This window comes from Actinotalea alkalitolerans (assembly GCF_023369855.1).
Classification (GTDB): Bacteria; Actinomycetota; Actinomycetes; order Actinomycetales; family Cellulomonadaceae; genus Actinotalea.
Map to the genome: position 1 here is coordinate 14455 of NZ_JAMBPP010000007.1, position 21999 is coordinate 36453.

The following is a 21999-nucleotide window of genomic DNA, read 5'->3' on the forward strand; positions in this document are numbered from 1 at the left end:
GACGTCATGGCCACCATCGAGATGACCGGGGTGCGCAAGGAGTTCGGCACCACCGTTGCGCTCGCGGACCTTCACCTGCGCATCGAGACCGGTGAGCTCGTCTGCCTGCTGGGACCGTCGGGGTGCGGCAAGACGACCGCGCTGCGCCTGCTCGCGGGCTTCGAACGACCCGACGTCGGACGCATCACCGTGGACGGCGAGGACGTCACCGGGGTCTCCCCGCGGCGTCGTCGGTTCGGCATGGTCTTCCAGGAGTACAGCCTGTTCCCGAACCTCACCGCCCGGCAGAACATCGAGTTCGGGCTGCGGGTGCAGCGCAAGGGGGCCCGCGAGGTCGCCGCAACGGTCGACCGGCTGCTCGAGGTCACCCGCCTGGAGAAGCATGCCGCGAAGTACCCGCACCAGATGTCCGGCGGGCAGAAGCAGCGGGTCGCGCTCGCGCGGGCGATCGCCACGGCTCCTCGGCTGCTGCTGCTCGACGAGCCGCTCTCAGCGCTCGACGCGCAGGTCAGGGAGCACCTGCGCGAGGAGATCCGTCGGCTGCAGCGTGAGGTCGGGGTCACGACGGTCTTCGTGACCCACGACCAGCACGAGGCCATGGCCGTGGCCGACCGCGTCGCGGTGATGCGTGAGGGAGCCGTCGAGCAGATCGACCCACCACGGGTGCTCTACAGCCGTCCGGCCTCGGCCTTCGTCGCGGGCTTCGTCGGCACGGTCAACCGCCTTGCCGCGCAGCGCGGGACCGACGGCACCTGGCGGGTGCTGGGGTCCCCGGTGGATGCGGTGGTCGGCACCGTGGTCTCGGCAGGCCGCTCCTTCGGAGAGGCGACCGCCGTCGTGCGTCCCGAGCAGGTCGGGGTGAGCCGGGTGGTCCTGACGGCGCCCGACGGCGCGAGCGACGCGGCCCGGGTCGTGGGGGTGACCTTCCAAGGGGCGCTGACCCGCCTGACCCTGGACCACCCGGTCGAGGGTCTGCTCACCGCCGACCTGCTCGGCGAGACCGCGGGCGGCCTGGAGACGGGCGACCACGTGACGGTCTCGGTCCGCCCCGGCGCAGGGGCGGTGATGCTCCAGTGAACCGCGCCTCGACGACCCGCAGCACCCCGCCGGTGCGCAGCGCGCCGTCCACCGTGGAGCGGACGCTCGACCGGGGTCCCCAGGGCCCGCTGGGCTGGGCCGACCTGGTCGACGCCCCCGGCGAGGGCCATCACGGTGAGCCGCTGCACCGGGGTGCGGCCGTGCTGGCGAGCGTGGTGCACCTGACCGACCTGCACCTGTGCGACGCCGAGTCGCCGGCCCGCCTCGAGCACCTCGACCACCACGGCGACCCCGGGGCGCCCTACGCCGACCACCTCGGTCTGGTGGGCACCTATCGCCCGCAGGAGATCCTCACCGTCCAGGTCGCCGCGGCCGCCCTGGGTGCCGTGCAGCGCCTCGCGGCGGCCCCGGTCACCGGGGTCGACCTGGACGCCGTGCTGGTCACCGGGGACGTCACCGACAACGCCCAGCGCAACGAGCTGCGGTGGTACACCGAGCTCATGGCCGGGCAGCCTGTCGCGCCGTGGAGCGGTCACCCGCACCGCAGCGCATGGGTCGGGTCCCGTGGGGCGGGTGGCTGGTGGCCGCACTTCTGGCACCCCGACGGCGCCCCGGCCGGCTGCGCCGACGACCACCCGACCGCCCGTTACGGCTACCCGCGCGTGCCGGGTCTGGTCGAGGCCGCCCGGGTCGCGGTGACCTCCCCGGGTGCGGGTCTGCCGGTCCTGACGGTCGCGGGCAACCACGACACGCTGCTCCAGGGGACCGTCGCGGTCACGGCACCGCTCCGTGCCCTGGCCACCGGCGCGGAGCGGGTGGTGGGCCTGGCCCCCGGGCAGACACCGCTGGTCGTACGCGAGGCCACCTCGCCCGTGGGCCCGGCGCGCTACACCCACGCCCCGACGTCGCCCCGGGTGGCGGTCCCGGCCGACGGTGAGCGTGACCCGGTCGACCCCGTCGGTCCGGGGTACTGGGCGCGGGACGTGGGCCAGGTCCGGTTCGTGGCCCTGGACACCGTGAACCCGTTCGGCGGATGGCAGGGCTCGGTGGACGCGCCCCAGCTCGCGTGGCTCGCCGAGGAGCTCGACCGGTCCGCGGGCCGGTACGTGGTGGTGACCTCGCACCACCCGTCGTGGACGCTGACCAACGGCTACGCGCCGTCCGGGGCGCCCGAGCGCCATCTCGGTGCGGACGTCCTGGCGCTGCTCCTGCGCCACCGCGGCGTGGTGGCCTGGGTGGCGGGGCACGTCCACGCCCACTCCCACCGGTGGCACCAGGCTCCCGACCGCGCGGGCGGGCTGTGGGAGGTGACGACGTCCTCGTTGGTGGACTGGCCGCAGCAGCTGCGGGTCCTGGAGCTCGCACGTGAGCCGGGAGGGACCCTCGCGCTGGTCAGCACGGTGGTCGATCACCTCGGACCGGCCACGTGGTCCCGGGACCGGCTGGGGGACCCGGCCAACCTCGCAGCGCTCTCGCGAGCGCTGGGGGGCAACGACTACCGCGGTCGTGGCGGTGCTGGTTCCAGGGCACGCCCGGCCGGGCGTGCCGGTGACCGCAACGCCGTCTGGCGGCTGCCCGACCCGCACGTCTGAGCAGCCTGCCTACCTCGGCGCCTCGTGGCCGCCCACCCGGACCTCGACGACGAGCGCCCGGTGGTCCGAGACGCCCGTGTCGTGGACGGTGCCGGCCGAGGTGACCCGCAGGTCACCCTGGGCCAGGACGTGGTCGATCTGACGGTCGGGTGCGCCCACCGGGAAGCTCGGGGCGGTGACCAGCGGCCGCCAGCCGGTCAGCCGGGCGGCGCGCGGCGCCCGGATGTTGAGGTCGCCCATGAGCACCGCCGGGCGGGGGGACCGCCGCACGGCACGGAGTAGGCGCCGGAGCTGGACGACGTTCCAGCCGGGCACGAAGGTCAGGTGCGTCGCGATCACGGTCAGCTCCCCGTCAGGGGTGTCGACCACGGCGGCCAGGGCCGCACGGGGCTCGTCGTGCACCAGGCGGGGGCGCAGGCTGTCCGCATGGAACGCCGGGGCGCGGAACGGCAGCGGCGCGAGCCGGAGCGCACGCCACGACAGGACGGGGTGGCGGCTCAGCAGCGAGATCCCGTAGGCGGGTGCGTCCGCCGCGTGGTCGTCCGCGGCAGGGTGCCACTGGCCCGGCGTACCGGTCATCGTCGCCATGAACCGGTGGTCGGTCGCCCCCATCGCCTCGGCGGCCAGCCGGGTGAGGTCCGCGCCGTGCGAGCGGGGCTGGGAGCGGTCCACCTCCTGGAGGGCCAGCACGTCGGCGTCCAGGCCCGCCACCGCCCCGGAGAAGCGGTCGAGGTCGACCTCGTGGTCGACGAAGGACCGTCCGTGCAGGATGTTGAAGGTCGCGAGCCTCACGCCAGGCAGCACGGCAGGGGACCGGCCAGCAGTCATGTCCACCCATCGTCGACGAGGCCGCCGTGCGCAACCACCTTCGGCCACCAGGCTAGCGAAGTGCGCCCCGGCCGTTGTCCGCGTCTCACCCGCCGGGTCCCGGCCGGGGTCACCCACCCACCGGTAGATTGCCCGCCGTGACCACCCACGACTCGCGGCGCGACCTCGAGGCGCTGCTCGCGAGCCGGGTCGCGCTGATCGTCATCGAGACCCGTGACGAGGAGCGTGCCCGCCGGCTGCTCCTGGACCTCGCCGCCACCGCCAGACCCCCTCAGCCGGTCTTCGAGTGGCTGGTGACCGACGGGCTGCGGCGGGCCGACGTCGACCTGGGTGGCCCGCAGAGGTTCAACGCCGAGCCCGGCCAGGTGCTCTCCTCGATCCGTGACGGCGGGCTGCCCGGCATCTACGTGCTGATCGACTTCCACCCCTACCTCGCCGAGCCGGTCAACGTCCGGCTCCTCAAGGACATCGCCCAGCGGTACGACCAGTCACCGCGCACCGTGGTGCTGATCAGCCACGAGGTCGAGCTCCCGCCCGAGCTCGCCCACCTGGCCGCGCGCTTCGAGATGGCCTTCCCCGGGAGGCAGGAGCGGCGCGCGATCGTCGACGAGGTCGCTCGGGAGTGGGCCCGCCTCAACGGTGCGCGGGTGCGTGCCGACGAGGCCTCGATCGGCCTGCTGGTGGAGAACCTCGCGGGCCTGTCGGTGACCGACACCCGCCGGCTCGCCCGCACCGCGATCCACGACGACGGCGCGGTGACCGCTCAGGACGCTCCGGCGGTGATGGAGGCCAAGTACGCCCTGCTCAACCGGGGCGGGGTGCTCGGCTTCGAGTACGAGACCGCCGCGATGGCAGAGCTCGCCGGGATGTCGCGGCTCAAGGAGTGGCTCGCCCGTCGACGGCCCGCGTTCGACGGGACGGCTCCGGGCCTCGACCCGCCCAAGGGGGTGCTGCTCCTCGGTGTCCAGGGGTGCGGCAAGAGCCTCGCCGCGAAGGTCGCCGCGGGTGTCTACGGTGTGCCGCTGCTGCGGCTGGATCTCGCCGCGGTGCACGACAAGTACGTGGGCGAGTCCGAGCGCAAGCTGCGTGAGAGCCTCGCGACCGCGGACGTCATGGCGCCGTGCGTCGTGTGGATCGACGAGATCGAGAAGGGGCTCGCGACCTCCGACAACGACACCGGGTCCTCGCAGAGGTTGCTCGGGACCTTCCTGACCTGGCTGGCCGAGAAGCGCAGCAGGGTGTTCGTGGTCGCCACCGCGAACGACATCTCGCGGTTGCCGCCCGAGCTCGTCCGCAAGGGGAGGTTCGACGAGATCTTCTTCGTGGACCTCCCGGCACCGGCGGTCCGCGAGGAGGTGCTGCGCATCCACGCCGCTCGGCGCGAGGTCGTTCTCGAGCCGCACGAGGTCGCCGGCCTGGCGCGGGAGTGCGACGGGTTCTCGGGCGCCGAGATCGAGCAGGCCGTGGTGTCGGCCGCCTACGCGGCCCATGCCGAGGGGCGTCCGGTGGCCGCGGCGCACGTGCTGACGGAGATCCGCGGCACCCGGCCGTTGAGCGTGGTGATGTCCGAGCGGATCGCGTCGCTGAGGGCGTGGGCGGCGCAGCGGACCGTCGCCGCGGACTGACCTGCGGGCATCCTCGCGTCGGGCCGGGGACGTCTACAGCCAGGTGACGACACGGACCACCGTGCCCTGCTCGGTGGTCCGGATCTGCATCAGGTCGCACAGCTGGTTGACGATCCACAGGCCGCGACCGCGGGGTTGCGCGGGGCTCGGGGGGATGCGCCCGACGAGGAGGTCGTCCACGCGGCCCGCGTCACGCACCTCGAAGACCAGGGCGCCGGGTTCCGACCAGGTCCGCAGCAGCCCGCGGCCACCCCCGTGGTCCAGGCTGTTCGCCGCGACCTCGTTGACGCCCAGGACGAGGTCACCCGCACGGGCCGCGTCGATCCCGGCGTCGACGGCCCGGCCGTGGACGAGCCGCCGGAGGTCGCCCAGGCTGCCGCGTCCGAACAGGAGGTCGTGCGTCGGGGCACCCGGGGCAGGGAGGTCTCGGGCCGAGAGCCGGTGGGCATGGTCGTCGCCGGCGTACCGGGCACTCACGCCGGAGCCGTCGGCGTCGGTGAACGTGGGATGGCTGCGCAGCGCCTCGTCCAGGACGCCCTGGCCCAGCGTCTCGGTGTCGTAGGGGCACAGCAGCCACAGCGGGGCGTGCGCGGGGATCACGAGGTTGAGCATGGCCTCGTGGATCTGGCACTCGGAGATCTCTGCCTCGCGCCGGCCGTCCCAGATGGGCTCGCCGATGCAGCGCAGGGGGATGCCGCTGGAGGCGTGCCGGGCGATGAAGTCGAGCCACGCCGGGATGATCCGAGCAGGGTTGCGTCCGAGCTCGGCCATGTCAACGAACTCGACCCGTGCGCCGTCGGGCGGATCCAGGGCGGTGCGCAGGGCGTCGGCGAGGGGCGCGGTGACAGCCACCAGGACGGGAGAGCCCGCATCCAGTCCTTCGGTCACGAACGGGACCGCGCTCGCGAGGAAGGAGTCGATCCCGTGCCAGAGCAGGGCCTCGTGGCAGTACCCGACGCTCGACGGCAGGAGCGGGGTGTCGGCCAGTGTCACGGCGACCTCTCCTCACTCCTCGTCGGCCGTCGCCCCCCGGCGTCCGCTCCTGCGTGCCCGTCGTCCTGTGGACACGTGACCACGGTATCCGGTGGAGGGCGGGGTCGCCCGGGTGGTCGTGGGTGATTCCTCCGGCGATGCCGGCCCCTGGGCCAGGGGCCGGGTCCGGGCGGTCCGTGGGGAGGAGCCCTGGGCATCTCGCGGTCCGGCGAGCATGATGAGGAGAGGGGGCCGCAGGAGAGGAGAGAGGCGATGAAGGCGACCGTGGGGGACCGGTTGGTGCTCGCGTCGAGCGTGGTCGACGGCGTGGTCCGCGACGGGAAGGTGGTCGAGGTCAGAGATCCCGGTGGCGCTCCGCCGTACCTGGTCGAGTGGTCCGACACCGGTGAGCGGACACTGGTGTTCCCTGGCCCGGACGCGCATGTCGAGCACGGTGGCCCGGACGACCGGCCGCCCCCCTCCACGGTGCGTACCTGGCGGGTGCAGGTGTCGCTGAGCCATGACGGGGACGAGACGACCGCACGGGCCGTGCTGGTCACCGGGAGCCCGGAGCACCTCGGTGCGGTGGGTCGGGCGCGGAAGAACCCGCACGACCCGGACGCGCCGGTGATCGGCGACGAGGTCGCCGTGGCACGCGCTCTGCGTCGCCTGGCGGACCAGATCACCGAGACGGCTCAGGAGCAGATCGAGGACGCGACGGGCCGGCCCGCACGGCTGCACTGAGCGTCGCCGTGCGGCGTCGCCTCGTCACCTCAGGGCGGCGCCGCTCAGGTGCGCGGCCCCGGAGTGACCGGTGCCCCGGGGTTCATCATGTCGCCGGTCTGCGGCGGCACGGGTGGCGGTCCCTGGGTCTGCGGGCTGACCTTGCTGCCGCCGGCGGCGCCCCCCGAGAGCTCGGGAGCCACGTCGGCGGCATCCCCGCCGGACGGGTCGGCCCCGTCCGCGAGGGCCTTGAGGCGTGCACGCAGCACCTCGACCACGGGCAGCCGGTCACCGTGCTGCTGCTCGTAGCTCAGCAGGGTCTGGACCTGGTCGCGGTCCAGGGACCGGATGCGGTGGCCCAGGCCGGTGACCGGCAGGTGGTCGTAGTCGGGGATCGGCAGGTCGTCGCGGGACACGGGTGCGTGGTCGGTCATCGAGCCTCCTCGGTCGTCTGCGGTCCTCATCGACTGTAGGTCGGGACGTGCCGCCTCGCAGGCCGGGAGCGGGACCCGTCCGGCCGGCTCAGGCGGGGTCGTCGGGTGCCGGGCCGACGGTCCGCTGGTCGCCGGGGATCGACTCGGCGAACGCGACGTCGCGGCTCGCGACGTTGCGGGCCAGGGCGAGGTGCGCACCGAGGAACCCGCCGATCCCTGCGGTCAGCGCCCCGGCGAGTCCCCAGGCCGTGCCGAGCGCGTGGCGCTCGCGTCGTCGGGCGAGGTAGGAGGCGCCGTACAGCGCGAGCGTGAGGGTGTTGCTGACGGCGTGGACGACGCCCACGCGGCTGTCCCGCTGCCCGGTGTGCGCCCACTCGGCGAGCCCGGTGAGCGCGGTGGGGACAGCGCTGAGGACTCCCAGGCCGACGAGCCGGCGGGCCGCGGGCCGTGCGGCGTCACCCCCGACGACGTCGAGCGCGGTGGCCGACATCCACGCACCCAGCGGTGCGTCGGTGAGCAGGGGGTGCAGCGCGTGACCCAGCGGCCGACCCTGCAGCAGCGCACGCCGGGCACGCCCGGCGACGAGCGCCTGGGCGGCAGGGCGCAGCGCCGCGACGGCGCCGTCGAGACGCTCGTCCTGCTCGATCCGCTCGGCGATCCGGACCAGCGCGGGGGACTGCGCGCGGTGCGCGGGGCGCTGGTCGTCGAGGGGTGCGTGCTGCGGTGCGGGGGTGGGGCTCATGGTTCCTCCGTCAGGTCCGGGCGGATCCCACGAGTGTGCGACGGGCTCGGGGCGTTCGCGCGTCGAGCCCGCGCCCCTCAGTCGGCCGCCGCGGCGGTGTGCTCCGCGGTGGGCTGCCCGGCGGAGGTCTCGGCCACGGCGCAGGTGCACGTCTCCCCGCGCCAGGCCTCGAGCCCCTCCCGCACGGCGACCGCGGCGATCACCAGGCCCGCGACCGCGTCGGCCCAGGACCAGCCGAGGGTCGCGTTGGCGACCAGCCCGAGCAGGAGGACTCCCGACAGGTAGGTGCACAGCAGTGTCTGGGTGCCGTCGGCGACGACGGCCTGCGAGCCGAGGGCACGTCCGGTGCGTCGCTGCGCCCAGGACAGGAACGGCATCAGGGCCAGGGACACGCAGGCCAGGACGATGCCGACCGTCGAGGGCTGGGGCTCCACGCCCGGCAGCGCCAGCGCCCGGGCGGACTCGACGCCCACGAACGCGGCCAGGGCGAAGAACGCGAGGGCCATCAGGCGCAGGGCCTGCTTCTCGCGCTGCTCGGGCAGGTGCCGGCGGAACTGCCACAGGATGATCAGTCCGCTCGAGACCTCGACCATCGAGTCCAGGCCGAAACCGATCAGTGCGATCGACCCGGCGACCATCCCGGCGGCGATCGCGATGACCGCCTCGAGGACGTTGTAGGCCACGGAGGTCGCGGCGAGGAGCTGGGCCCGCCGGCCGAGCCGCGCCCGTTCGGCCGGAGCGGTGACCCCGTGCCCGTGCTGGCGTGCCATCAGCTGGCCGTCCGACCGTGCACGGTCGGCGCCGTCGCGGCGCCGTAGGTGGGGCACAGGGCGACGGACTCGCCGGTGACGGCGAGCAGGCGCTCAGCCGCGCCGAGGACATCCACGATCTGGGGTGCGGCGGTCAGCGACCACATCGAGGCGCGGCCCTCGGGGCGTGAGGTGACCAGCCCGCAGTCACGCAGGCACGCGAGGTGGGCCGAGACGGTGGACTGCGCGAGGTCGAGGTGCGCCGTGAGCTCGACGACCTTGTGCTCGCCCAGGCAGAGGTGGCGCAGGATCGCCAGGCGCGCGGGGTCGCCGAGGCTGCGGAAGAGGGCGCCGGCGACGGCCAGCGCCTCGTGCTCGGCGGTCGCGTCGCGTGGATCGACCTCGTGGCGCACGACATCGTCACCCGTAGGTTTCATCGACATGCGGCGATGATAGCCACGATGTGCGTTCGGAGTCGGCCTTGGCACGACGGCGTGCCAGCCGGGAGACTCGACCCGGCAGGACACCGAGAGGACACCATGACCCACGCCGGACACCCGTTGCTCCTCCTGGACACCGCGACCCTGTACTTCCGGGCCTACTTCGGTGTCCCCGACTCGGTGCGGTCGCCGGACGGCACCCCGGTCAACGCCGTCCGCGGGCTGCTCGACATGACCGCCCGGCTCATCACCGCTCGACGCCCGGACCGCCTGGTGGCCTGCTGGGACGATGACTGGCGCCCGGCCTTCCGGGTCGACGCGATCCCCAGCTACAAGGCGCACCGGCTCTCGGCCGACGGCGGGGAGGAGGTCCCGGACACCCTGGCCCCTCAGGTCCCCGTGATCGCCGAGGTGCTGGCCGCCCTGGGCCTGGCGAGGGTCGGCGCACCCGGCTACGAGGCCGATGACGTGATCGGCACCCTCGCGGCCCGCGAGGCGGCCCGCCCCCGCCGCGAGCGCAGCCCGGTGGAGATCGTCACCGGCGACCGCGACCTGTTCCAGCTGGTCGACGACGACGTCCCCACCACGGTGCTCTACACCGCGCGGGGCATCTCCGACCTGGACGTCATCGACCAGACCCGGCTGGCGGAGAGGTACGACGTGCCGACCGGCTCGGCCTACGCCGACATGGCCGTGCTGCGCGGGGACCCCAGCGACGGGCTGCCCGGGGTCGCCGGGATCGGCGAGAAGACCGCCGTCACGCTGCTGCGACGCTACGGGGACCTCGACGGCGTGCTCGCAGCCGTCCAGGCCCACGACGACCGGCTGACCCCCGCCCAGCGGCGACGGCTCACCGAGGCGCTGCCCTACCTCGACGTGGCCCCCGGGGTGGTGCGCGTCGCGCTGGACGTGCCCGTCGGGGAGGTCGACGACCAGCTGCCACGGACCCCGGCGCACCCCGAGCGGCTGGTCGAGCTCGCCACCCGGTGGGGGCTCACCTCGAGCGTGACCCGGATGGTCGACGCGCTCGCCGCACGCTGACAGCGCCGCCGGCGGGTCGAGCGATCAGGAGGACGTGGCGACCTGGGGGCCCTCGGAGGCCTGGACGACCACGAAGCCCTGACCGGCGAAGCCGAGCTGGAAGGCCTCGCCCGAACCCCGCCCGATCAGCGAGCCGGCCGTCATCGACCGCTTGACGCTCGTCTGCAACGAGGTGGACCAGGCGATCGCGGCCTGCATGTCCGCGTAGGTGGGCGCGTCGACGTCGAGCACCACCGGGGTGCCGTGGGACGAGATCGCGAGCTGGCCGTGCCCGGTGAAGACCGTGTTGAACAGGCCCCCCGAGAGCATCGAGGCACCCTCGACCCGCCGGACGTCCCACTGGAGGGTCGACTCGAACGCCAGGACGTTGCGCCCGTTGATCGTCACCGAGTCACCCTCGAGGGTGATGATGTGGATCTCGCTCGCGTCGTCGGCCAGGAACAGGTCCCCCTGCCCGGTGACCCGCATGAGCGGGACTCCCTCACCGGTCAGCGCCTTCTTGAGGAACTTCCCCAGCCCCGCGCCCTGGAAGGCGAAGTCCATCTGACCCTGGTAGGCGACCATCGACCCCTGGCGCGCCATCACGTCACCGTTGAGCTGGACCCGCAGCATCTTGGGGTTCTGCAGGGCGAAGCGGTCGCCCGTGGCGAGCTCCATGTTGGTGCCGAACATCTGGCTGCGCACAGCGGTCGTCCTCCCGGTCGTGACCCGCGCCGCGCGGGTGGTCGACGACAGCGTGGCAGGTGCTCAGTGCACGACGGCCGACGACCCGCCGAGCTCACGTCCCCAGACGGCCGCGGCCTCGAGCTCGCCCTCGACCAGTCCGCCGTTCTTCCCGTGCACCCGGAAGCTGCGGGCCGGAGCGACCCGTCGGCCACCCGCGCGGCGCAGCATCTTGTCCGCGACCTTGGCCGCCGAACCGGGGATGTTGGGCTTGAGGACCTTGGTGTCGAAGGCCGCGAACGGCAGGCCGACGGCACTCAGCCCCTCGAGCCACTCACGCAGGCCCGGCCCCGCGGACACCAGCCCGTCGGGGGCCTCGAGGGCGGCGTCCTCGCGGGTCGACGCCCGGCTCATGCCGAGCGCATGGGTGGGCCCGCCGACCACGAGCAGGCTCACGTCGTCAGGTGGTCGGACGGTGTGGCCCTCGCCGATCAGCTCGCCGACCTCGACGACGCGGACCGGACCGCACTCGCGCAGACCCTCGCCGACGGCCTCGGCGACCGCCCTCGTGCTGCCGAACATCGACTCGTAGACGACCAGTGCGCTCATCTCTCCACCGTCCTCAGAGGCCTGGGGTGCCGCCAGGGTCGTTGGTCCCGGCCCCCCGAGGGGGCCGTCCGGGCGCCTACCCTGAGGCGGTGACGAGGTACGCGATCTTCCTCCGCGGGGTCAACGTCGGTGGTGTGACGGTGCGGATGGCCGACCTGCGCGAGGTGCTGGGCCGGCTGCCGCTCGAGGGCGTCGCGACCCTGCTGGCCTCGGGCAACGTGGTGTGCCGCTACGACGGTGACGCCGGCGCCCTCAAGGCCCTGGTCGAGGGTGCGCTGCGAGAGGCCTTCGGCTACCAGGCCTGGGTCGTGGTGGTCACTGCCGAGCGGCTCGGCGAGCTGATCGACGCGTGCCCGTTCCCCGCGGACTCGGCCAGCACCCACACCTACGTCACCCTCTGCTCCGCGCCGCACGTCCTGGACGAGCTCGAGGCCGCGGTCACCGCCGCCGACCACGACGCGCAGGAGGTGCGCCTCGGTCCTGAGGCGACCGCCTGGGTCGCCCCCCGCGGAGGCACGCTGGACACCCCGCGCAGCGTGCTCGCCGCCGCGAACCGCTACAAGCAGTTCCTCACCGACCGCAACCTGCGGACCCTGCTGCGGGTACGCAAGGCCCTGGACGCCCTCTGAGCCGACGCTCGCGGTCGCCGCGGGTCGCTCAGAGCACACCCGGCAGCAGCCAGGTCACCCCGAGGGCTGCCGCACCCAGCGTGACCGCAGCGAAGACCATCACCCAGAGGATCCCGGGAACGCGGGTCAGCCGGGCGAGCTGGTCGGCGTCGGAGGTCCGTGCCTGACCGCGGCTGCGCTGGACCTGCAGCTCGAGGACCGGTCGAGGGGCCGCCAGGAGCAGGAACCAGGTCACCGCGTAGGCCACCGCGGACTGCGTCGTCGGCCCGGCCCACCACGTGACGGCGAAGACCGCCGTGCCGCACACCAGCACGACCCACAGCCCGAACAGGTTGCGGATCTGCACGAGCATCAGGGCCAGCAGCACCAGCAGCGCCCACAGCAGCCCCACGGCGTACCCCGCGCCGAGCAGCGCGGCCGCCCCCAGCCCGATGAGGCCAGGGCCCACGTAGCCCGCGAAGAGCGTCAGCACCATGCCGACGCCTCGCGGCCGTCCACGCGAGACGGTCAGCCCCGAGGTGTCCGAGTGCAGCCGGATGCCGGTCAGCCGCCGACCGGTCAGCACGGCCGTCACCGCGTGCGCGCCCTCGTGCGCGACGGTCACCACGTGCCGGGCCACCGGCCACAGGCCCGGGAGCAGCACCACGGCCAGCGCCACGGCTGCGGTCAGCAGCACGGTGCCCGACGGCGGGACCGGTTGGGTCTGCGTGACCGCGGACATCGCCGAGGAGAGCTGGTCCCACACGTCAGTCAGCACGGGCACATCGTCCCAGCCCCAGGGGCATGCTCAGGCCGTGGCCCCGAGGTCGTGGTGCGTGCGCGTCCGCCGTCGAGCGGGGTCGTCGACCGCCTCGTGGGCGGCCACGGCGGGCGAGTACCAGAAGCCCTGGGCCAGGTCCACGCCCAGGGCGAGCAGGCGGGCCGCGGTGTTGCCGTCCTCGACCCCTTCGGCGACCACCTGCATCCCGAACGAGTGCGCAAGGTCGACCATCGCCTTGATCACCGCCTGCGAGCCGGGGCGGTCGGTGCCCTGGCTCAGGTCGGAGACGAAGAGCCGGTCGATCTTGAGCACCCCGACGGGCAGGTCGCGCAGCTGGGCGATCGAGGTGTTGCCGATGCCGAAGTCGTCGATCGCGACCCGCACCCCGATGGCCGCGAGCCGGCGGAGCACGGGCACCACCCGCGTCGGGTCGCGCACCAGGGCCGTCTCGGTGATCTCGACCTCGAGCCGGCCGGGTGCGACACCGTGCTGGGCGAGCAGGCGCTGGATCTGCACCACGACGTCGGCCGAGGAGACGCTGAGCGCCGACAGGTTCACCGCGACGGGGGCGGGGTTCACCTCGGTCCACTCACCGAGCTGGGCGATCGCGGTGCGCAGCGCGAAGGTCGTCAGGTCGTCGATCAGGCCGGACTGCTCGGCCAGCGGGATGAACACCGACGGCTCGACCTCGCCACGGGTCGGGTGGTGCCAGCGCATGAGCGCCTCGAAGCCGACGGTCGCGCCCGTCATCAGGTCGATCTTCGGCTGGTAGTGCAGGGCGAGCTCGTCGGTGCGGGTCAGGGCGCGGTGCAGCTCGCCCTGGAGGACCAGCCGGGCGGGGCTCGAGTCGTCGTCGGCCGCGGAGTACACGGCGACGCCCCTGCGGTGGTGCTTGGCGGTGTACATCGCGACGTCCGCACGTCGCATCAGGGTCGGGGCGTCGTGGGCGTGGTCGGGGATCGTCGCGACGCCGATCGAGGTCGCCACGTGCAGGCTCATCGCACCCAGCCGGTACGGCTCGGCGAACACCGCACGGGCACGCTGCGCGAGCGCCTCGGCCGCCTCGACCGACTCCACGCCCGGCAGCAGGACCGCGAACTCGTCGCCGCCGAGCCGCGCCACGACGTCCTGACCGCGGAAGGTCTCGGTGAGACGACGCGCGATCTGGACCAGCAGCTGGTCTCCGTGGTCGTGCCCCAGCGAGTCGTTGATGTCCTTGAAGCGGTCGATGTCGAGCAGGAGCAGGCCCACGCCCCCACCCCCGGCCTGCGAGGTGCGGACCGACCGGGCGAGGCGGGACATCAGCATGCGCCGGTTGGGAAGGCCGGTCAGCGCGTCCTGCATCGCCAGGCGGGCGTTCTCGCGGGCGGTCTGCTGGAGCCGGCGCGAGGCGGACCGGACCGTCCGGAACAGCACGACCCAGAGCAGCACCAGGCCCGCGACGACGACCGCGGTGACCCGCGCCAGCGCGCTGCGCTCGGTCGCGAGCGCCTCGGTACGGTCCAGGACCACCTGGGCGGCGCCGACCGTCCGCCCGGCGTAGGAGACCGGCACGTGGACCTCGAGCGCCGAGATCTGCCCGGGGTCCTGCGCGGCGGGGTCGGCGCCCGAGGGAGCATGGGTGCGCAGGGTGACGCCGGGGATGCGGTCCTGGGTCGCCCGGGCGAGGCGCTCGGTGTCGACCTGCGCCGGGTCGCCGGCGCCGGTCGAGTCGAAGACCTGGGTGCCGTCCCTCGCCCAGAGACGGACCGAGACGACCCGCTGGTCGGCGTCGGCCAGGACGGACCGCAGCGCGGTGCGTTCCGGCAGGGTGAGCTCACCGGTCTCGTACGCGGACTCCGCGACGGTGGCGCGGGTCGCGGTCGCGACGGCCTCGGCGGCCGCCACCGCCTCACGGAGCGACTGGCTGCGCAACGCGTACGAGGTGGTGGTGACCAGCGCCGAGCCGACCAGGGCCATCCCGACCAGGCTGATCAGCGCGAAGCGTCGGGTCAGCGAGAGCGGGCGCCTGGTCGGCGCGGTCCGTTCCCTCGGATCCTCGTGTGGGGGCATCGGCCGTCCCGTCGCTAGCGCTGGACAGGCCCCGGTGGGGGAGCGGGAACCTGTCAGGAGTCGGACGCTAGGCGCCGCCCGGGCGTCGGACAAGCGGACGGACCCTCGGGATGCCGAATTTCACCCCAATGGGGGGGATCCGGGCGAACCAGACACGGCCGGACGGGTGACGGGGTCGAGACGGGTGCCCAGCAGCGCTCCTACGTCCGACCCGGGCAGTGCCCGTGCATACAGCCACCCCTGGGCGTTCGCGCATCCCATCGCGGACAGCTGGTCGGCCTGGGCGGCCGTCTCGACGCACTCCGCGACCACGTCCAGACCCAGGGTGCGGCCCATCGCGACGATGACCCGGACCAGCTCGGTCGCCTGCTCGACGTCACCGAGCTCACGGACGAACGAGCCGTCGATCTTCAGGGCGTCGACCGGGAAGGAGCGCAGCGCGTGCAACGACGACTGGCCCGTGCCGAAGTCGTCGATGTGCAGACGGACCCCCAGGGCCCGCAGGTCGGCCATCCGACGGCGGGCTGCGGCGGGGTCGGCCATCATCACCGACTCGGTGATCTCCACGACCAGGCACCCCGGGTCGACCCGGTGCCGGGCGAGCGCGTTCGTGACGGTGGGGATCATCGCCTCGGACCAGAACTCGCGGTGCGAGACGTTGACCGAGACGGTGAGCGGTCCGTCGTAGTCGAGCTGCCACGTGGCGATCTGCCGGCAGACCTCGTCGACGAGCCACTGCCCCATCGAGACGACGGCGTCGTTCTCCTCGAGCACGGACAGGAACTCCCCGGGCAGCAGCAGACCTCGCTCGGGGTGCTGCCACCGCACGAGGGCCTCGAGCTGCCGCAGGCACTCACCGGCCAGCGAGACGATCGGCTGGTAGTGCACGACGAACTGGTGCTGGGCGAGCGCGGCGCGCAGCTCGCCGCGGGCCCGGAGCCGCCCGGTCGCTCGCGCGTGCATCTCGGGGTCGAAGACCGACGCCGAGCCGCGGTCGGAGCCCTTGGCGTGGTACATCGCGATGTCGGCGTCGCGCAGCACGTCCTCGGGGTCGTCGTAGCCGGTGAGCGAGGTGGTGATCCCCACGCTCGCGGTGACCGAGACCTCGTGCTCGCCCAGGGTGATCGGGGCGGCGACGGCGGCCTGGATGCGATCCACGACGTCCAGCACGCTGTCGGGCCGCAGGCCGAACAGCAGGACCGCGAACTCGTCCCCGCCGAAGCGCGCCGCGGTGTCGACCGCCCGAAGGTCCGCCCGCAGCCGGTCTCCCACGGTCTGCAGCAGCTGGTCGCCCATCAGGTGCCCGAGCGAGTCGTTGACGAGCTTGAAGCCGTCGAGGTCCATGAAGACCACGGCGTACTGGGCCCGGGGGTCCCGTTGTGCCTGCTGGACCGCCCAGGTGAGCCGCTCCAGGAAGAACCGCCGGTTGGGCAGCCCCGTGACGGTGTCGTACAGCGCGCCCCGGCGCAGCTGCTCCTCGAGCTCCTTGCGCGGGTTGACGTCGGACAACGAGCCCACGAGCCGTTCGACCGGGCCCGCCCCGGGGGCCACGCCCATGCCCCGCAGCTGCACCCACCGTTCGGTCCCGTCGGGTCGCCTGACCCGGTACTCCACCTCGACCGGCTCGTCGTGCCGGGTGGTCGCGGCGACCATGGCACCCTGCATCGCGGCGAGGTCGTCGGGGTGGATCACCTCCATCCACCGGTCGAGGCTCACCATGGTCCCCTCGGGCTGCCCCAGGATGTCGCTGCACCGCTGCGAGAGGTAGAACGTCCCGGTGGCCAGATCCCACTCCCACAGGCCGTCGTTCGTGGCCCGCGCCGCGTAGGCGTACCGCTCCTCGCTGGCCCGGACGGCCCGTTCGAGGGCCTCGCCCTCGAAGGCCGAGCAGAGCAGCGCCGCCCAGTGGTGGTAGGTGTCCCGTGAGGACGTCGTGTCGATGTCCCCCACCAGGGCGAGGAGCCCCCAGTCGGCTCCCCGGTTGCGGACCGGCACCACGAAGCAGGCCTCGCGGTCGTGGGGGTCGGCCAGGTCGATCAGGTCCCGGGGCGGGAACTCCTCGACCCGCGTCGTCGGGTCGGTCCGGCGATGCACCGTCCCGGTCGTGTCGTAGGTCCCCACGACGCGCAGCAGACCGTCCTCCGGTGGTCCCTCCCACATCGCGAGCACCCCTGCGCGCACGTGGGTCGAGCCCAGCCAGGCGAGGTTGCGGGGGTCGAGCGCGGAGGGGTCCAGCAGGCTCGAGGCGACCTCGAACTGCTCGGTGAGCGACCTCTCCTGCGCCTGCGAGCGGCGCAGGTAGGCGCCCGACTGGAGCTGCCACAGCGCTGCGGAGATCCGTGCCGCGTTCGGCGTGACGGTCTCGGCGGCCTCGTGGCCCACCGCCCGCTGGACGTACTCGGTGATCGAGTTCGCCACCCGGTGCAGCGCGTCGGGTCGCCGTCCGAGCCGGTTCAGGGTGTCCAGGAGCCCGCGCAGCGCGTCGGTCGAGAGACGGTCAGCGGTGCCCAGCAGCCTGTCCACCTCCATGACGGCCTCGGGGATGCCGTCACCCGCGAAAGGGTCTACGTCGCTGCCGCCCGAGTGGAGCGAGCTGCGCAGCAGGTCCCCGAGCTCGGACCGCAGCACGGCCAGGGGGACGTCGATGCCACGGACGGCGACGTCGGGGGACCCCAGCAGGTCGGTGGTGCATCCGCACGAGCCGCGTGCCGCGACCACGACCGCTGGTGGGGTGTGGGGCCGGGGTGCCACCTTCTCCCCGCGCACCCGGGCGATCAGGAGGCGCGCGGCGAGACCACCCACCTCGTCGAACCGCTGGCTCACGCTCGACAACGACGGGGAGGAGAACCCGCTCGCCTCGATGTTGTCGAAGCCGACGACGGCGAGGTCCTGCGGGATGCGTCTCCCGGCGGCGCGCAGCACCTCCATCAGTCCCAGGGCGTTGCGATCGGTGGCCACCATGAGGGCGGTCGGCGGGTCGGGGTCGGCCAGCACCGTGCGGGCCGCCGCAGCCCCGCCGGGCTCGGCGTTGTCCGGGGTCCGGTAGTGCAGGTGGTCACCGTGCTCGAGACCGTGCTCGAGGAGCGCTTCGCAGTAGGCGGCGTACCGCTCCTGCATGTCGGTCTGGACGAGGTTCCCGACGAAGCCGATGCGGGTGTGGCCGTGGGCGATGAGGTGCTCGACCGCGGCGTAGGCGCCGCCGTGGTTGTTCGGCAGGGCCAGGGGCTCGTCGATGCCCTCGACGCGGGTGCTCGCGAGCACCACGGGGATCCCCGACCCCCGGAGCCGGTCGAGGAACGGTGCTGCGGCAGCCAGCGAGACGGCGATCGCCCCGTCGACCTGGTCCCAGGCGACCGGGAGGTCGAAGCGCGGGGTCTGCACGACGGCGTCCGCCACGTCGCCCGGGTCGAGGGTCTGGATCACGACCAGGCGCCCACCCGCGGCGGCGACCTCGCTGGAGATCCCGGCGAGAAGCTCCCCGAAGTAGAAGCCGCTCGTGCTGCGCGCGAAGGCCAGCACGGTCATCGGGTGCGGCACAGGGTCCCCTCGGAGGGTCGGGTCGCGGCGGTGAGGTCGTCGCCGAGCAGACGCCCGGCCTCCACGCCCGGCACAGCCCGTGCGTAGAGCCAGCCCTGGACGGTGGTGCAGCCCATCGCGCCGAGCTGCTCGGCCTGCGCCGTGGTCTCGACGCACTCGGCGATCACCTCGAGGCCCAGCACCCGACCCATGTACAGGATGATCCTGACCAGCTCGGCGGTCTGCTCGCTCGCATCGAGCTCACGGATGAACGAGCCGTCGATCTTGAGAGCGTCCACCGGGAGGGTCCGCAGGGCGGCGAGCGAGGACTGGCCGGTGCCGAAGTCGTCGATGTGCAGCCGTAGACCCGCGGTCTGCAGCCGTGACATGACCTCACGGGCCAGGGTCGTGTCGGACATCACCACCGACTCGGTGATCTCCAGGACGAGGCACTGCGCAGGGACCTCGTGCCGCTCGAGCGCCCCGGTCAGGGTGCGCAGCAGGTCGGCCGACCAGAACTCACGGTGGGACAGGTTGACCGAGACCACGACCTCCCCGGTGTACCCGCGGCGCCACTCGGCGATCTGCCGGCACACCTCGTCGATCGCCCAGCGACCGAGCGACACGATGGTCGACTCGTCCTCCATCGCGGCCAGGAACTGCCCCGGGAGCAGCAGCCCCCGCTCGGGGTGCTGCCAGCGCACGAGGGCCTCGAAGTGGGCGACCGCCGATCCGTCCAGCGCGACGATCGGCTGGTAGTGCATGACGAACTGGTGGTCGGCCAGGGCCGCACGCAGCTCGCCCCTGGTCCGCAGCCGGCTCGTGGCGCGGGCGTGCATCTGCGGGTCGAAGACGCACGCCGTCCCGCGTTCGGTGCCCTTGGCCTCGTACATCGCGATGTCGGCGTCGCGCAGCACGTCCTCGGCGTCGGTGTAGACGTTCTCGCAGGTCGCGATGCCGATGCTCGCGGTCACCGAGACCTCGTGCTCGCCCAGCGTGATCGGGGCCGCGATGCCCTCCTGGATCCGCTGCGCGATGACGAGCAGCTCCTCGGGGAGCGGGTCGGCGAGCAGCACGGCGAACTCGTCACCCCCGATGCGTGCGGCGGTGTCGGAGGACCGCAGGTCGCGGCGCAGCCGACCGGCGACCACGGTGAGCAGCTCGTCCCCGCGCAGGTGGCCCAGCGAGTCGTTGACGAGCTTGAAGCCGTCGAGGTCCAGGAACACCACGGCGTACTGCGAGCCGCGTCGTCGCCGCGACCGGTCCAGGGCCAGCCGGAGGTGGTCCAGGAAGAGCCGGCGGTTGGGCAGCCCGGTGAGCTCGTCGTAGAGGGCGCCGTGACGTAGCTGCTCCTCGAGCTCCTTGCGTGGTCCGATGTCGGAGACCGAGCCGACCAGCCGGGTGACCGGGCTGCCCACGGGTCCGTCGCCGAGGCAGCGCATGAGGACCCAGTGGTACCTGCCGTCGGCGTGGCGCAACCGGTGCTCGACCTCGAACGGCTCGCTCCGCAGGGACATCGCCCCGGCGAGGGTGTCCCGCAGCGCGGTGACGTCCTGCGGGTGTGCGAGGTCCGTCCAGGAGTCCATGGTGATCTGCTCGGCACCGGTCCCCAGGATGTCGCGGCAACGCTGGGTCAGGGTCAGCCGCTCGCTGCGCAGGTCGAGGTCCCACAGCCCGTCGTTGGCCGCCCGGGCGGCCAGTGCGTAGCGCTCCTCGCTCGCGTGCACGGCCCGCTGGAGGTCCTGCTGCTCGAGCGCCGAGGCGAGGAGGGTCGCCCAGTGGTGGTAGGTCTCGCGCGCCGAGGCCGTCTCGATCGTCGCGACGACCGCCAGCACTCCCCAGTCCCGCTCCCTGGTGCGGACCGGGACCACGAAGCAGAGCTCGCGGCGTGCGGGGTCGGCCGAGCGGACCAGCGCGGCGGGAGGGAAGGCCTGAGCCGTCGTGGTCGTTCCGACCAGGCCGTCCAGGAGGTGCTCGGGATCCCAGGTGCCCGCCACGACCAGCTCGTCGGTCGCCGGCGCATCCCCCTGGACGCGCTCGGACCACAGGGCCAGGGCCCCCGCGGCGACGTGGGTCCCGGCGAGCCAGGCGAGGGTGCAAGGGGTCCCGCTCGCGGGGTCGAGCAGGCCGGAGTCGACCGAGTACTGCTCGTCGAGCTTGGTCTCGAAGATCATCGACTGATGCAGCAGGGCCGCCACCTGGACGTCCCGCAGGAGCGAGCCCAGGACGTGGGCGACGTGGTCCGGCCCGGCTGCACGGATGTGCTCGGCGAGGACGCGGGTGACCTGCCGCAGCACGTCCGCGCTCGGCGTGACGGCGCGCACCGCCGCCGCGAGCTCGATCTGGTCGGCCGTCGAGGGCGCGCCGTCGTGCGTCAGCCGGGTGACCCGGTCGAGCAGGGCGTCCACCTGGGTCCGGACGGCGACGTCCTCCCGGACCCGGCCGGTCAGCAGCGCCCGGTGGAGCTGGGCGACCGTCTCGGCGCGCAGGTCCGCCTGGCCGTCGGAGGGCAGGGCGGAGGTGCAGCCGCACGAGGCGCGCACCACGAGCCGCGCCGTGGCGTGGTGCGGCACGGGTGCCACCTCTGCCCCGGTGACCTGTGCCAGGACGAGCCGGGCCGCGAGCGCGCCGACCTCGTCGAACGGCTGGTCCACGGTCGTCAGCGGTGGGGAGGCGAAGCCCGCAGCCTCGGTGTTGTCGAACGCGACCACGGCGAGGTCGTGCGGCACCCGGACCCCACCGGCGCGAACGGTCTCGAGCAGCCCCAGGGCGTTGCGGTCCGTCGCGACCATGAGCGCGGTGGGCCGGGACGACGCGAGGTAGGCCGTGCCGGCGCGCACCCCGCCGGGCTCGCCGTTGTCACCGGCCTCGAACGTCAGCGCGGGGTCGACCTCGAGGCCGTGCGCGGCCAGCGCCTGCCGGTAGGCGTCGTAGCGGTCCTGGATGTCCTGCTGCACGAAGTTCCCCACGAAGCCGATCCGGGTGTGCCCGTGCGCGACGAGGTGGTCCACAGCCGCTGTCGTCCCGCCGTGGTTGTCGGGCAGCGCGGTCGGTGCGGTCAGCCCGTCCAGCAGGTTGCTCGCGACGGCGACGGGGCGTCCGGACGCCTGCAGGTCGGCCAGGTAGTCGCTGCGCACCGCGGAGGTGATGCAGACCGCGCCGCGGCTCTGGTCGCGGGCCAGCGGTGTGCGGAAGTCGGGTGCCCGGCCCTGCTGGTCGCTCTGGACCCCGGGCTCGAGGGTCTGCACGACGACGGCGTGGCCCCCGGCAGCGGCCACCTCGCGGGCGATCCCGCTGAGCACCGCCCCGAAGTAGTACCCGCCGGTGCTGGGCGTCAGGATGAGCAGGGTGTGCGAGGAGTCGGCCTCGTCCCGGCGCCCGGGCCCGTCGTCCATGTCGCCCTCTCGGCTCGTGGCGGTCTGCGGTGACCGCCTCAACTGCCCATCGGCAGGTCACGCCCGGTCCTGAGGGAAGGCACCCCACGGACCTCGACGAGGCGGTCGGGATCCTCGCCGGACGCAGGGGACGAGGCGGTCGGGATCCTCGCCGGACGCAGGGGACGAGGCGGTCGGGATCCTCGCCGGAC

The 21999-nt window shown here is 73.5% G+C and carries 18 protein-coding genes; 6 read left to right on the plus strand and 12 right to left on the minus strand.

Annotated elements, in window-relative coordinates:
• The first annotated feature begins 6 nt into the window (after nt 1-6).
• Nucleotides 7-1077: an ABC transporter ATP-binding protein gene (locus M1R94_RS09975; RefSeq protein WP_249381548.1), complete on the plus strand. Its 1071-nt coding sequence runs from the start codon at nt 7-9 to the stop codon at nt 1075-1077.
• A complete protein-coding gene (locus M1R94_RS09980; protein ID WP_249381549.1) occupies nt 1074-2630 on the plus strand; it encodes a metallophosphoesterase in 1557 nt (518 codons plus the stop codon). Before M1R94_RS09975 ends, M1R94_RS09980 begins: the two co-directional genes overlap by 4 nt.
• A gap of 9 nt (nt 2631-2639) precedes the next feature.
• On the opposite strand, the gene M1R94_RS09985 is transcribed toward M1R94_RS09980, so the two are convergent.
• A complete protein-coding gene (locus tag M1R94_RS09985) occupies nt 2640-3458 on the minus strand; it encodes an endonuclease/exonuclease/phosphatase family protein (RefSeq protein ID WP_249381550.1) in 819 nt (272 codons plus the stop codon).
• Nucleotides 3459-3595: 137 nt separating this feature from the next.
• Between M1R94_RS09985 and M1R94_RS09990 the strand changes: the two genes are divergently transcribed.
• Nucleotides 3596-5083 (plus strand): AAA family ATPase, encoded by a 1488-nt coding sequence (locus M1R94_RS09990; protein WP_249381551.1) that lies wholly within the window; start codon nt 3596-3598, stop codon nt 5081-5083.
• A 33-nt stretch (nt 5084-5116) separates the two neighbouring features.
• Here M1R94_RS09990 and M1R94_RS09995 read toward each other — a convergent pair whose 3' ends face one another.
• Complete coding sequence (locus M1R94_RS09995) at nt 5117-6076, minus strand: anti-sigma factor RsbA family regulatory protein (RefSeq protein ID WP_249381552.1); 960 nt, start codon at nt 6074-6076, stop codon at nt 5117-5119.
• A 252-nt stretch (nt 6077-6328) separates the two neighbouring features.
• Here M1R94_RS09995 and M1R94_RS10000 point away from each other — a divergent pair, with 252 nt between their 5' ends.
• Nucleotides 6329-6799 (plus strand): dsRBD fold-containing protein, encoded by a 471-nt coding sequence (locus M1R94_RS10000; RefSeq protein WP_249381553.1) that lies wholly within the window; start codon nt 6329-6331, stop codon nt 6797-6799.
• 44 nt (nt 6800-6843) lie between these two features.
• Here M1R94_RS10000 and M1R94_RS10005 read toward each other — a convergent pair whose 3' ends face one another.
• The 4 genes from M1R94_RS10005 to M1R94_RS10020 form a co-directional block, all read right to left on the minus strand.
• Nucleotides 6844-7212: a DUF8129 domain-containing protein gene (locus M1R94_RS10005; RefSeq protein WP_249381554.1), complete on the minus strand. Its 369-nt coding sequence runs from the start codon at nt 7210-7212 to the stop codon at nt 6844-6846.
• Between the two features lie 88 nt (nt 7213-7300).
• Nucleotides 7301-7954, minus strand: coding sequence for a DUF2231 domain-containing protein (locus M1R94_RS10010; protein WP_249381555.1), 654 nt, complete (start codon nt 7952-7954; stop codon nt 7301-7303).
• A gap of 77 nt (nt 7955-8031) precedes the next feature.
• Entirely contained in the window at nt 8032-8724 is a 693-nt protein-coding gene (locus M1R94_RS10015) for a cation efflux transmembrane domain-containing protein (RefSeq protein ID WP_249381556.1), read from the minus strand.
• Nucleotides 8724-9140 carry an ArsR/SmtB family transcription factor gene (locus M1R94_RS10020; protein WP_249381758.1) on the minus strand — a complete coding sequence of 139 codons (417 nt, stop codon included), beginning with the start codon at nt 9138-9140 and terminating at the stop codon, nt 8724-8726. Before M1R94_RS10020 ends, M1R94_RS10015 begins: the two co-directional genes overlap by 1 nt.
• Nucleotides 9141-9242: 102 nt before the next feature.
• Between M1R94_RS10020 and M1R94_RS10025 the strand changes: the two genes are divergently transcribed.
• Nucleotides 9243-10184, plus strand: coding sequence for a 5'-3' exonuclease (locus M1R94_RS10025; protein WP_249381557.1), 942 nt, complete (start codon nt 9243-9245; stop codon nt 10182-10184).
• Nucleotides 10185-10208: 24 nt separating this feature from the next.
• On the opposite strand, the gene M1R94_RS10030 is transcribed toward M1R94_RS10025, so the two are convergent.
• Entirely contained in the window at nt 10209-10868 is a 660-nt protein-coding gene (locus tag M1R94_RS10030; protein WP_249381558.1) for an AIM24 family protein, read from the minus strand.
• Between the two features lie 63 nt (nt 10869-10931).
• Nucleotides 10932-11456: a flavodoxin family protein gene (locus M1R94_RS10035; RefSeq protein WP_249381559.1), complete on the minus strand. Its 525-nt coding sequence runs from the start codon at nt 11454-11456 to the stop codon at nt 10932-10934.
• An 89-nt stretch (nt 11457-11545) separates the two neighbouring features.
• On the opposite strand from M1R94_RS10035, the gene M1R94_RS10040 reads away from it, so the two are divergent.
• Complete coding sequence (locus M1R94_RS10040) at nt 11546-12085, plus strand: DUF1697 domain-containing protein (protein WP_249381560.1); 540 nt, start codon at nt 11546-11548, stop codon at nt 12083-12085.
• A gap of 28 nt (nt 12086-12113) precedes the next feature.
• Here the strand turns inward: M1R94_RS10040 and M1R94_RS10045 are convergent, their stop codons facing one another.
• From M1R94_RS10045 to M1R94_RS10060, 4 genes are all read right to left on the minus strand, one after another.
• A complete protein-coding gene (locus M1R94_RS10045) occupies nt 12114-12806 on the minus strand; it encodes a M50 family metallopeptidase (protein ID WP_374109457.1) in 693 nt (230 codons plus the stop codon).
• A gap of 66 nt (nt 12807-12872) precedes the next feature.
• On the minus strand, nt 12873-14897 hold the full coding sequence (locus M1R94_RS10050) for a putative bifunctional diguanylate cyclase/phosphodiesterase (RefSeq protein ID WP_249381562.1): 2025 nt from the start codon (nt 14895-14897) through the stop codon (nt 12873-12875).
• 120 nt (nt 14898-15017) lie between these two features.
• Nucleotides 15018-18434: an EAL domain-containing protein gene (locus M1R94_RS10055; protein WP_249381563.1), complete on the minus strand. Its 3417-nt coding sequence runs from the start codon at nt 18432-18434 to the stop codon at nt 15018-15020.
• Nucleotides 18419-21808, minus strand: a complete 3390-nt coding sequence (locus M1R94_RS10060; RefSeq protein ID WP_249381564.1) for an EAL domain-containing protein — start codon at nt 21806-21808, stop codon at nt 18419-18421. The genes M1R94_RS10055 and M1R94_RS10060 overlap by 16 nt, the downstream gene beginning before the upstream one ends.
• Nucleotides 21809-21999 lie beyond the last annotated feature (191 nt).

What these genes read in the sequence shown, in the direction of transcription:
- M1R94_RS10050 (WP_249381562.1), bottom strand. Translation starts at nt 14,897, where the DNA reads ATGCCCCCACACGAGGATCCGAGGGAACGGACCGCGCCGACCAGGCGC.
- M1R94_RS09985 (WP_249381550.1), bottom strand. Translation starts at nt 3,458, where the DNA reads ATGACTGCTGGCCGGTCCCCTGCCGTGCTGCCTGGCGTGAGGCTCGCG.
- M1R94_RS10000 (WP_249381553.1), top strand. Translation starts at nt 6,329, where the DNA reads ATGAAGGCGACCGTGGGGGACCGGTTGGTGCTCGCGTCGAGCGTGGTC.
- M1R94_RS10010 (WP_249381555.1), bottom strand. Translation starts at nt 7,954, where the DNA reads ATGAGCCCCACCCCCGCACCGCAGCACGCACCCCTCGACGACCAGCGC.
- M1R94_RS10005 (WP_249381554.1), bottom strand. Translation starts at nt 7,212, where the DNA reads ATGACCGACCACGCACCCGTGTCCCGCGACGACCTGCCGATCCCCGAC.
- M1R94_RS10020 (WP_249381758.1), bottom strand. Translation starts at nt 9,140, where the DNA reads ATGAAACCTACGGGTGACGATGTCGTGCGCCACGAGGTCGATCCACGC.
- M1R94_RS10060 (WP_249381564.1), bottom strand. Translation starts at nt 21,808, where the DNA reads ATGGACGACGGGCCCGGGCGCCGGGACGAGGCCGACTCCTCGCACACC.
- M1R94_RS10025 (WP_249381557.1), top strand. Translation starts at nt 9,243, where the DNA reads ATGACCCACGCCGGACACCCGTTGCTCCTCCTGGACACCGCGACCCTG.
- M1R94_RS09975 (WP_249381548.1), top strand. Translation starts at nt 7, where the DNA reads ATGGCCACCATCGAGATGACCGGGGTGCGCAAGGAGTTCGGCACCACC.
- M1R94_RS10015 (WP_249381556.1), bottom strand. Translation starts at nt 8,724, where the DNA reads ATGGCACGCCAGCACGGGCACGGGGTCACCGCTCCGGCCGAACGGGCG.
- M1R94_RS10035 (WP_249381559.1), bottom strand. Translation starts at nt 11,456, where the DNA reads ATGAGCGCACTGGTCGTCTACGAGTCGATGTTCGGCAGCACGAGGGCG.
- M1R94_RS10045 (WP_374109457.1), bottom strand. Translation starts at nt 12,806, where the DNA reads ATGTCCGCGGTCACGCAGACCCAACCGGTCCCGCCGTCGGGCACCGTG.